Raw genomic sequence first — 10,506 nt, forward strand, 5'->3', positions numbered from 1 at the left:
ACCTCGTCCCGGGGACGTGGTTAGTGGCCCGGCGTGCTGCGCGGCCGAATCGGCGATGCGGCGCGCGCCGTGCAACAGGAGATGGTTCCGGCCTTGACGACCACCGATGGCGAAGCGGCTGCCCGGCTTGAGGCGGCGCGCGCGCCGAAGCTGCCGATGCGCGACCTGCTTCGGCGCTTCGCGTCCTATTACCGCCCGCATCGCGGGCTGTTCGTGCTCGATTTCTCCAGCGCGGTCGCGGCCGGCCTGCTCGAGCTGGCCTTTCCCGTCGCGGTGACGTTGTTCATCGACCGGCTGCTGCCCACCGGCGATTTCGGGCTGATCGCCCTTGCCTCGGCGGGGCTGCTCCTCGTCTACGTCCTCAGCGCCGGCCTGCAGCTCGTGGTCACCTATTGGGGCCACATGCTCGGCATCCGCATCGAGACCGAGATGCGGCGCAAGGCGTTCGACCACCTCCAGAAGCTGTCCTTCGGCTTCTTCGACAACGTCAAGACCGGCCATCTGGTGGCGCGGCTCACCAAGGACCTTGAGGAGATCGGCGAGGTCGCCCATCACGGGCCGGAGGATCTGTTCCTCGCCGTGATGACGCTGATCGGCGCCTTCGCGCTGATGCTGTGGGTGCATGTGCCGCTCGCCCTCGTCACCGTGACGATACTGCCGCTGTCGGTCTTCGTGATCGTGCGCTACGGCGGGCGCATGACGGCGACCTGGCGGGCGATCTACGGCCGCGTGGCCGAGTTCAACGCCCGCATCGAGGAGAATGTCGGCGGCATCCGCGTGGTGCAGGCCTTCACCAACGAGGACCACGAGCGCAGCCTGTTCCTGCGCAGCAACGAGGGCTACCTGCGCACCAAGCTGGAGGCCTACCGGCTGATGGCCGCCGCCAAGTCGCTGTCCTACGTGTCGATGCGCTTCGTGCATGTCGTCGTCATGATGACCGGGGCCTGGTTCGTGGTGCGCGGCGAGCTTTCGGCCGGAGGCTTCGTCGGCTTCCTGCTGCTCGTCGCCGCCTTCATGCGCCCGCTCGACATCATCGGCGCGGTGATCGAGACCTATCCCAAGGGGATCGCCGGCTTCCAGCGCTACACGCATTTCCTCGGCACGCGGCCCGACATCACCGATCGCGACGACGCCCGGGTGGTCGGCCGGCTGAAGGGCGACATCGCCTATCGCGGCGTGCGCTTCGGCTACCGGGCCGAAAGACCGATCCTCGACGGCCTCGACCTCACGGTCCGCGCCGGCGAGACGGTGGCCTTCGTCGGGCCGTCGGGCGCGGGCAAGACGACGATCTGCTCGCTCCTGCCGCGCTTCTACGAGATCGACGCCGGCGCGATCCTGATCGACGGCATCGACATCCGCGACATGACGCTGAAGTCCCTGCGCTCCAATATCGGCATCGTGCAGCAGGACGTGTTCCTGTTCGCCGGCACGATCCGCGAGAACATCGCCTATGGAAGGCTCGACGCCTCGGAAGCGGAGATCGTCGAGGCGGCGCGCAAGGCGCGGCTCGACGACGTGATCGCCGGCCTGCCGGCGGGGCTCGACACCGTCGTCGGCGAGCGCGGGGTGAAGCTGTCGGGCGGGCAGAAGCAGCGCCTCGCCATTGCCCGCATCTTCCTCAAGAACCCGCCGATCCTGATCCTCGACGAGGCGACCTCGGCGCTGGACACCGAGACCGAGCGCGCCATCCAGCAATCGCTGGCCGAGCTGGCGCGGGATCGCACCACGCTGGTCATCGCCCACCGGCTGGCGACCATCGCCAATGCCGACCGCATCCTCGTGGTCGAGGGCGGCGGGATCGTCGAGGAGGGCAGCCACGCCGAGCTCATCGGCCGCAAGGCCGGCCGTTACCGCAGCCTGCAGGCCGCGCAGGCCGGAGAGCGCCCGCCGCTGGCGTCCGGGGCCGTCTCCTGACCGACACGGCCGTCCCGGACGGGTTCGCCTATCTCTTGTTTTTACGCAATTCCGGACGCAAGACCGCTTCGCACTTTTGCTGGAATTGCTCTAGGCGTCCAGCATGGCGGTCAGCGTCTCCAGCCGGTCGGCGTCGGCCGGCTCCTTGTCCCAGCGCAGCCGCGAGATGCGGGGAAAGCGCATGGCGACGCCCGATTTGTGGCGCGTCGAGCGGTTCAGCCCCTCGAAGGCGACTTCGAGGACGAGCCCGTGCCGGGGTTCGGCGCGCACGGAGCGCACCGGCCCGAAGCGCTCGACGGTGTTGTCGCGGACGAACTTGTCGATCAGCCTGAGCTCCTCGTCGGTGAAGCCGAAATAAGCCTTGCCGACCGGCACCAGCTCCTCGCCGCGCCACACGCCGAACGTGTAGTCCGAATAGAAGCTGGAGCGCTTGCCGTGGCCGCGCTGGGCGTACATCAGAACGGCGTCGACGATGTGCGGGTCGCGCTTCCACTTGAACCACGGCCCCTTCGGCCGCCCGGGCACGTAGGGCGTGTCGAGCCGCTTCAGCATCACCCCCTCGATGACCGGGTGCGGCGGCGACAGGCGCAGGGTGTCGAGCGCCGCCCAACTGGCGAAGGGCACGGTCGGCGACAGGTCGAAGCGGTCGGGATCGAGCCGGCCGACGAAGCGTTCGAGCCGCAGCCGCCGCTCGGCGAAGGGCGCGGCGCGCATATCCTCCGCGCCGTCGAGCAGGAGGTCGTAGCAGCGCATGAAGACGGGATAGTCGCGCAGCGTCCGGCCGGACACGGTCTTGCGGTTCAGCCGCTGCTGGAGGTCGGAGAAGCTGCCGACATGCCGCTCCGCCGGGCGGCCGACCAGCAACTCGCCGTCCAGCGCGCCGCTAAAGTCCATCGCCTCGACGAGGTCGGGAAAGGCCGGCGAGATCTCGTCGCCCGAGCGTGAATAAAGCCGCCGCCGCCCGCCCTCGCACACGGCCTGGACGCGGATGCCGTCCCATTTCCATTCGGCCGCGTAGTCGGCCGGCGCGATGCGCTCGAGGTCGCCGTCCTGCACCGGGTTGGCCAGCATGACCGGGCGGAACAGGGCGTTCGCGCTGCGCTCGGGCCGCGGCCCCGCGCCTTCCAGCCAGCGGAACAGCGCCTCGTAGGGAGGCTCCAGCCCGTGCCAGATCTCCTCGATGGCGTGGACGTCGACGCCGCCGAGCTCGGCCAGCGCCTGCTTGGCGAGGCGCGCCGAAACGCCGACGCGCAGGCCGCCCGTCACCAGCTTGATGACGGCGAAGCGCGAATCCGGCTCCAGCCGGTCGAGGAGCGAAGCGAGCACCCGCCCCGCATCCGAGCGGCTGACGCCACTGAGCGCCTCGACCACGAAGGCGAGCGAGAGGTCGTCGTCGTTGGCGCGTATCGGAACGGGCGAGGGCCAGGCGAGCGAGATCGTCTCGGCGAGGTCGCCGACATAGTCGTAGGAATAGGCGAACAGCACCGGGTCCATGCGCTCGGTGATCAGCGCCCGCAAGAGCGCCGGCTTGACCGTGGCGAACGAAAGCCCGCCCGTCAGCGCGGCCAGCGCGTAGCCTCGGTCGGGGTCGGGCGTCGCGCGGAAATGGTCGACCATCAGCTTCAGCTTGGCGTTGCGCGAGGGGGTGAGCAGCAGCCCGTCCAGGAGTTCGGCGAAGCGGCGCATGCTATTCGGCCTCGTCTTCATAGCCGACGAGATGGAGCGGCCGCGCCGCGATCCCGGCGAGCTCGCACCAGCGCACCGTCGCCTCCTCGCTGCCATGCGTGACCCAGACCTCGCTTGCGCCGGTGTCGGTGATGGTCGCGGTCAGCTCGTTCCAGTCGCAATGGTCGGAGACGATCAGCGGCAGCTCGACGCCGCGCTGCCTGACGCGCTGGCGGATGCGCATCCAGCCCGAGGCGAAGGCGGAGACGGGATCGGCAAAGCGCCGCGCCCAGCGGTCGGCGAAGGCCGAGGGCGGCCCGACGACGATGGCGCCGGCAAGATCGCGCCGCGCGCCGGCCTCGACCGTCGCCGGCTCCAGCCGCCCGAGGTCGATGCCCTCGGATTGGTAGTAGTCGCACAATTTCGCCAGCGCGCCGTGGATGCGGATCGGCGCGTCGTGGCCTTCCTCGCGCAGGAGGCGGATCATGCGCTGCGCCTTGCCGAGCGCGTAGGCGCCGACGAGATGCGTCCGCTCGGGGAAATGCGCCACCGAGCGCAGCAGCTTCGCCGCCTCGCCACCGGCCGGCGGGTGGGTGAAGACCGGCAGCCCGAAGGTCGCCTCGGTGATGAACACGTCGCAGCGGACCGGCTCGAACGGCGCGCAGGTCGGGTCGGGCGCGCGCTTGTAGTCACCCGAGGCGACGATGCGCGTGCCGCCATGCTCGACCGCGATCTGCGCAGAGCCGAGGACGTGGCCGGCCGGATGGAAGGTGACGGTGACGTCGTTGACCACGATCTTCTCGCCATAGGCGGCGGCCTGGCGCGCGCCGGCAAAATCCGGCCCGTAGCGCAGCGCCATGATGTCCAGTGTCTGGCGCGTGGCCAGCACATGGCCGTGGCCGGCCCGCGCGTGGTCGGAATGGCCGTGGGTGACCAGCGCCCGCCCGACCAGCCGCACCGGGTCGATGAAGAAATCCCCCGGCGGGCAATAGAGCCCTTCCGGGCGCGGGTGAAGAAGGTCGCGTGGCTGCATGGGGCATAGATAGGTCCGGCGGGCGGGAGCGGGAAGGCCCGGCCCTGCCGGCTCGCTACGCTCGCCCCCTCACCGGCCCTTCGGGCCACCTCTCCCCAAAGGGGAGAGGAAAGGCTGCCGCGATGACCGCACGTTACCTTTCATTTGGGCGGAGCCGGCGCACGCGCTTTTCCTCTCCCCTATGGGGAGAGGTGGCCCGAAGGGCCGGTGAGGGGCGGCGCGAGCGCGGGAAGGCTTGGCGCATCGCCTTCCCGGCATTACCTGTTGGCGGTGTCCGATCTCGCCGCCCCCGAAACGCCTCTCCTTCCGCAGCCCTTCGCGCGCTGGTTCTCCTCGCGCGGCTGGTCGCCGCGGCCGCACCAGCTCGACCTGTTGCGGCTGGCCGAGGCGGGGCGCTCGGCGCTGCTGATCGCCCCGACCGGTGCGGGCAAGACGCTGGCCGGCTTCCTGCCCTCGCTGACCGCGCTCGCCGCGCGGCCGAAGCGCAAGCCCGGCACGGCCGCGCCCGGCGTCCACACGCTCTACATCTCGCCGCTCAAGGCGCTCGCGGTCGACATCGAGCGCAACCTCGGCAAGCCGGTCGCCGAGATGGGGCTGCCCGTCGCCATCGAGACGCGCACCGGCGACACGCCGCAGCACAAGCGCCAGCGCCAGAAGCTCAGCCCCCCGGACATCCTGCTGACCACGCCCGAGCAACTGGCGCTGCTGATCTCTGGCCTCGATGCCGGCCGCTTCTTCGCCGATCTGAAATACGTCGTGCTCGACGAGCTGCACTCGCTGGTGACGTCGAAGCGTGGGCATCTGCTGGCGCTCGGGCTCGCGCGCCTGCGCAAGCTCGCGCCCGGCCTCCAGACCATCGGCCTTTCAGCGACGGTGGCCGAACCCGACGCGCTGCGCCGCTGGCTGGTGCCGCAGAACGCGCCGGAGAGCCCGGAAGGCGACATGGCCGGGCTGATCACCGTCGCGGGCGGGGCGAAGCCCGTCGTCACCATCCTCGATTCGCGCGAGCGCGTGCCGTGGGCTGGACATTCGGCGCGCTACGCGGTCCCCGACATCTACGAGGCGATCAAGGCCCACCGCACGACGCTGCTCTTCGTCAACACCCGCTCGCAGGCCGAGTTCCTGTTCCAGGAGCTGTGGCGGGTCAACGACGACACGCTGCCCATCGCCCTGCACCACGGCTCGCTCGACGTCGCCCAGCGGCGGCGGGTCGAGCGGGCGATAGAGGCGAACGCGCTGCGCGCCGTGGTCGCGACCTCGACGCTCGACCTCGGCATCGACTGGGGCGATGTCGACCTCGTCATCCATGTCGGCGCGCCGAAGGGGGCGTCCCGCCTCGCCCAACGCATCGGCCGCTCCAACCACCGCATGGACGAGCCGAGCCGCGCCATCCTCGTGCCGGCCAACCGCTTCGAGGTGCTGGAATGCCGCGCGGCGCTGGAGGCCTCGACCGAGGGCGCGCAGGACACCCCGCCGCTCGTCGAGGGCGCGCTCGACGTGCTCGCCCAACATGTCATGGGCATGGCCTGCGCCGGCCCCTTCGCCGAGGACGCGCTGTTTCAGGAGGTGCGCACCGCCGCGCCCTATGCCGGTCTCGCCGCCGCGACCTTCTCCCGCGTCGTCGATTTCGTCGCCACCGGCGGCTACGCGCTGCGCAGCTACGAGCGCTATGCCCGCATCCGCAGGACGAAGGAGGGACTGTGGCGCGTGGCGCATCCGCGCCTCGCCCAGCAGTACCGGCTGAACATCGGCACCATCATCGAGGAGCCGCTGCTGACCGTGCGGCTGGCGCGGCGCGGCCGCGGCGGGGCGGGCGTTGGCGGCCTCTCGCTCGGCAAGGTCGAGGAATATTTCGTCGAGACGCTGTCGCCGGGCGACACCTTCCTGTTCTCCGGCCGCATGCTGCGCTTCGAGGGTATCCGCGAGAACGAGTGCTACGTCTCCAACGCCGCCGGGCAGGACGCGAAGGTGCCGGCCTATGCCGGCGGCAAGTTCCCGCTCTCGACCTATCTCGCCGGCGAGGTCCGCGCCATGCTCTCCGACCCCCGCCGCTGGCCCGCCTTGCCGGCGCAGGTGCGCGAGTGGCTGTCGGTGCAGCGCAAGGTGTCGCTGCTGCCGGGACGGCAGGACATGCTGGTCGAGACCTTTCCGCGCGGCAACCGCTTCTACTTGGTCGCCTACGCCTTCGAGGGGCGTCTGGCGCACCAGACGCTCGGCATGCTGCTCACCCGCCGACTGGAGCGCGCCGGGGCGCGGCCGCTCGGCTTCGTCGCCACCGACTATTCGCTCGCGGTCTGGGCCGACCGCGACATCGGCGCGATGCACGAAAGCGGCGAGATGCCGTTTTCCGCCCTGTTCGACGAGGACATGCTCGGCGACGACCTCGAGGCGTGGATGGCGGAAAGCTGGATGCTGAAGCGCACCTTCCGCGCCTGCGCCGTCATCGCCGGGCTGATCGACAAGCGCCATCCCGGGCAGGAGAAGACCGGCCGGCAGGTCACCGTCTCCGCCGACCTGATCTACGATGTCTTGCGGACCTACGATCCGGGCCACATCCTGTTGCAGGCGACCCGCGCCGATGCCGCCGCCGGCCTCCTCGACGTCAGGCGTCTCGCCGATCTTCTTTCCCGCATCCGGGGGCGAATCGTGCATAAGTCGCTCGACCGCGTCTCGCCGCTCGCCGTGCCGATCATGCTCGAGATCGGCAAGGAGAGCGTCAAGGGCGAGGCCGACGAGGCGCTGCTCGCCGAGGCCGAGGACGAGCTGGTCGCCGAGGCGATGGGAGAACGATGAACGGCATGGCGCATAGGGGCGACCTTTACGGGGAGGATTTTACCGCGCGCACGCAGCCGCTTGCGCCGGGCTTGATCGCCGTGGCCGGCGAGCCGGCGCTGTGCGACCCGCGCGGTGCGCTGTTCCTGCCCGCCCTGCGTCTTCTCGTCGTCTCCGACCTTCATCTGGAGAAGGGCTCGGCTGCGGCGCGGCAGGGCCGGCTCCTGCCGCCCTACGACACGCTGGCGACGCTCGACCTGCTCACCGCCGTGATCGAGGCGCACAACCCGCGCATCGTCGTCAGCCTCGGCGACAGCTTCCACGACGACTGGGGGCCGGGGCGGATGCCGCCGCCGTGGCGCGACCGGCTCGCCCGGCTGATGGCCGGCCGCGACTGGGTCTGGGTCGCCGGCAACCACGATCCCGCCCCGCCCGCCGGCCTGCCCGGCGATGTCGCGCGGGGGATCGCCCTCGGGCCCTTGGCGTTGCGTCACGAGCCGGCGGCGGGCGGGCAGGAGGGCGAGATCGCCGGCCATCTCCATCCCGGCGCGATGGTGGTGCAGCGTGGCCGGGCCGTGCGCAGGCGCTGCTTCGCCACCGACGGCATGCGGCTGGTCATGCCCGCCTTCGGCGCGTTCACCGGCGCGCTCAACGTGCTCGATCCCGCCTATGACGGCCTGTTCCGGCGCGAGCGCCTCGTCGCCTATATGCTGGGCCCGGAGCGCGTCTACGCCGTCGCGGGCCGCCGGCTAAGGCGCGGCTGAACTGAAGCGTGTTGCGTCTTATCCACTCCGAAGGAGTGCGATCTTCGAGCGCCTGCGCCGCCCCTCATCCGCCCTTCGGGCACCTTCTCCCCGTGAACGGGGAGAAGGAATGCCGGCCGCAATTCCCGAAGGTTTTCTTGCCACGCATGCGATTGGCGAAAGCAGGGACGACAGCTCTCTTCTCCCCGTTCACGGGGAGAAGGTGGCGGCAGCCGGATGAGGGGCAGCGCGTGCGGAGCCGGTGATGCACATTGGGCGCAAGGCGCTTTAACCTCGTCCGCCGCCGCCCTGCGCGGACGGCTCGCGCAGCATGCCGTTGGTCAGGTCGCCTAGGTCGTCGCCGTCGACGCCGGCGCAGATGTTGAGGATCAGCGCGTCCTCGTCGCTGACCGAGACATAGGCGTGGCCCATGCGGCCGTCGAAATAGACGCTGTCGCCGGCTTCCAGCCGGATCGGGGCGTAGAATTCGAGGTTCAGCTCCACCGCGCCCGAAATCACGTAGACGAACTCCTCGCCGGGATGACGCACGAGGTCGGGGAAGGCGTCGAGCGCGCGCGCGGTGATGCGGGCGAGCGTCGGGTCCATCAGCTTGTCGGTCAGCCGCATGGCGAAGGGCTCGTAGACATAGGTGCCGGTGGGATAGGCCCGCCGCTCGGCCGCGCGCGTCACGTCGATACGCCCGGCCGGGGCCTCGCTCGCCTGCCGCGCCGGCTCGCCCATCAGCGTCATCAGGTCGACGTCCAGCCCCCGCGCCAGCTTCAAGAGCACGTCATAGGTCGGCGACATGCGGTCGTTCTCGATCTTCGAGATGGTCGAGACCGCGAGGCCGGCGCGCCCGGCCACCTGCTTCAAGGTCATGCCCGCGCCCCGGCGCAGGCCGCGCAGATGCGGCCCGAAGGCGATGGATTCCGTCGATGAGGCGTCGCTGGCCGGCATGGAATCATCCTGCCATAACCGATAAATTTTACCATCGGAAAATTCGTTGACAAAATTTTCTAATAGGAAAATCCTAGGCACGAGGGGAGTGCCGCTTCATGGCGTGGATCGCCGTCATCATCTTCGTGGCCCTGACGCTCGGCGGCGGCGCGGCCATCGCCTATGTCACCGGCGCGGCGGCGGTGCTGAGCTTCCTCGCCGCCGACCAGGCGCGGCATCTGGCGATCCTGCCGCAGCGTGTGCTGAGCCAGCTCGACGTCTTTACCTTCCTCGCCATGCCGCTGTTCATCCTCGCCGGCGAGCTGATGAGCCGCGGCGGCATCACCCGGGCGCTGATCGACCTCGCCATGCTGATCGTCGGCCGCTTCCGCGGCGGGCTCGGCCACGTCAACGTTGCCACCGCCATCTTCATGTCGGCGATGTCGGGCTCGGCGGTGGCCGACGCGGCCGCGACCACCAGCGCGCTGGTGCCGGAGATGCGCAAGCGCGGCTATCCGGCCGAATACGCCACGGCGCTCACTGCCGCCTCCTCGGTGCTCGGGCCGCTGATCCCGCCCTCGATCGTCATGATCTTCTACGGCGCGCTGATGAACGTGTCGGTGGCGGCGCTGTTCGCCGGCGGCATCCTGCCCGGCCTCTTCGTCGCCGCCGGCCTCTTCGCCTACAACGCCTGGGCCGCGCGGCGCTACGACCTGCCCGGCGGCCGCGACATGGAGATGCCGCCCGTGGCGCTGACGCTCTACAAGGCGCTGCCGGCGCTGACGGTGCCGGCGATCATGCTCGGCGGCATCGTCTTCGGCGTGGTGACGCCCACCGAGGCGGCGGCGCTCGCCGTGGTCATCGCCGTGCTGACCGGGGCGGTCTATGCCTTCATGCAGCCCGGCGCGACGGCGGCGCAGGCGATGCGCGACCTTTCCGGCCATGTCGGCGCGGCGCTCGAGCGCGCCGCGATCCTGACCGGGGCGATCTTCGTCATCCTCTTCGCCGCCGCCATCTTCGGCTATCTGGTGGCGATCCAGAACCTGCCGCAGCAGATCGCGGCGATCATCGAGGCGGTCGGCATAAGCGGCGTCGGCTATCTCCTCGTCATCACCCTGTTCTTCCTTTTCGTCGGCATGGTGATGGACAACATGATGGCGATGGTGCTGCTGGTGCCGCTGCTCGTCCCGGCGGCCATCGCCGGCGGCGCCGACCCGGTGCATGTCGGCGTCGTCGTCTGCCTCAATCTTACCATCGGCCTGATCTCGCCGCCGGTCGGCGGGGTGCTGATGGTCGTCTCGGCGATGAGCGGCGTCAGCTATCTCAGGCTCGCCCGGGCCGTCGTGCCGCTGTTCGTCCTTCTCGTCATCATGCTCTTCATCCTGGTGCTGGTGCCGGAGATCACGCTCTACATTCCAAGGCAGGCCGGATTCGTGACCTGAA

7 protein-coding genes are annotated in these 10,506 nt (G+C 70.0%); 4 read left to right on the forward strand and 3 right to left on the reverse strand.

Annotated features, from left to right (window positions below):
* The first annotated feature begins 156 nt into the window (after nucleotides 1–156).
* Nucleotides 157–1,914: an ABC transporter ATP-binding protein gene (locus M9945_RS02470; protein ID WP_367944746.1), complete on the forward strand. Its 1,758-nt coding sequence runs from the start codon at nucleotides 157–159 to the stop codon at nucleotides 1,912–1,914.
* Nucleotides 1,915–2,004: 90 nt separating this feature from the next.
* Here the strand turns inward: M9945_RS02470 and M9945_RS02475 are convergent, their stop codons facing one another.
* Nucleotides 2,005–3,600 (reverse strand): cisplatin damage response ATP-dependent DNA ligase, encoded by a 1,596-nt coding sequence (locus tag M9945_RS02475; protein WP_367943255.1) that lies wholly within the window; start codon nucleotides 3,598–3,600, stop codon nucleotides 2,005–2,007.
* Nucleotide 3,601: 1 nt separating this feature from the next.
* Complete coding sequence (locus M9945_RS02480) at nucleotides 3,602–4,612, reverse strand: ligase-associated DNA damage response exonuclease (RefSeq protein WP_367943256.1); 1,011 nt, start codon at nucleotides 4,610–4,612, stop codon at nucleotides 3,602–3,604.
* A 270-nt stretch (nucleotides 4,613–4,882) separates the two neighbouring features.
* Between M9945_RS02480 and M9945_RS02485 the strand changes: the two genes are divergently transcribed.
* Nucleotides 4,883–7,405, forward strand: coding sequence for a ligase-associated DNA damage response DEXH box helicase (locus tag M9945_RS02485; protein WP_367944747.1), 2,523 nt, complete (start codon nucleotides 4,883–4,885; stop codon nucleotides 7,403–7,405).
* 5 nt (nucleotides 7,406–7,410) lie between these two features.
* Nucleotides 7,411–8,148: a ligase-associated DNA damage response endonuclease PdeM gene (pdeM, locus tag M9945_RS02490; protein ID WP_367943257.1), complete on the forward strand. Its 738-nt coding sequence runs from the start codon at nucleotides 7,411–7,413 to the stop codon at nucleotides 8,146–8,148.
* A 267-nt stretch (nucleotides 8,149–8,415) separates the two neighbouring features.
* On the opposite strand, the gene M9945_RS02495 is transcribed toward pdeM, so the two are convergent.
* Complete coding sequence (locus M9945_RS02495; RefSeq protein WP_367943258.1) at nucleotides 8,416–9,084, reverse strand: helix-turn-helix domain-containing protein; 669 nt, start codon at nucleotides 9,082–9,084, stop codon at nucleotides 8,416–8,418.
* 98 nt (nucleotides 9,085–9,182) lie between these two features.
* Here M9945_RS02495 and M9945_RS02500 point away from each other — a divergent pair, with 98 nt between their 5' ends.
* Nucleotides 9,183–10,505, forward strand: coding sequence for a TRAP transporter large permease (locus M9945_RS02500; RefSeq protein ID WP_367943259.1), 1,323 nt, complete (start codon nucleotides 9,183–9,185; stop codon nucleotides 10,503–10,505).
* The last annotated feature ends 1 nt before the right edge of the window (nucleotide 10,506 follow it).

It is taken from the genome of Aquamicrobium sp. (assembly GCF_023954335.1).
In the GTDB taxonomy this organism is placed as follows: domain Bacteria; phylum Pseudomonadota; class Alphaproteobacteria; order Rhizobiales; family Rhizobiaceae; genus Aerobium.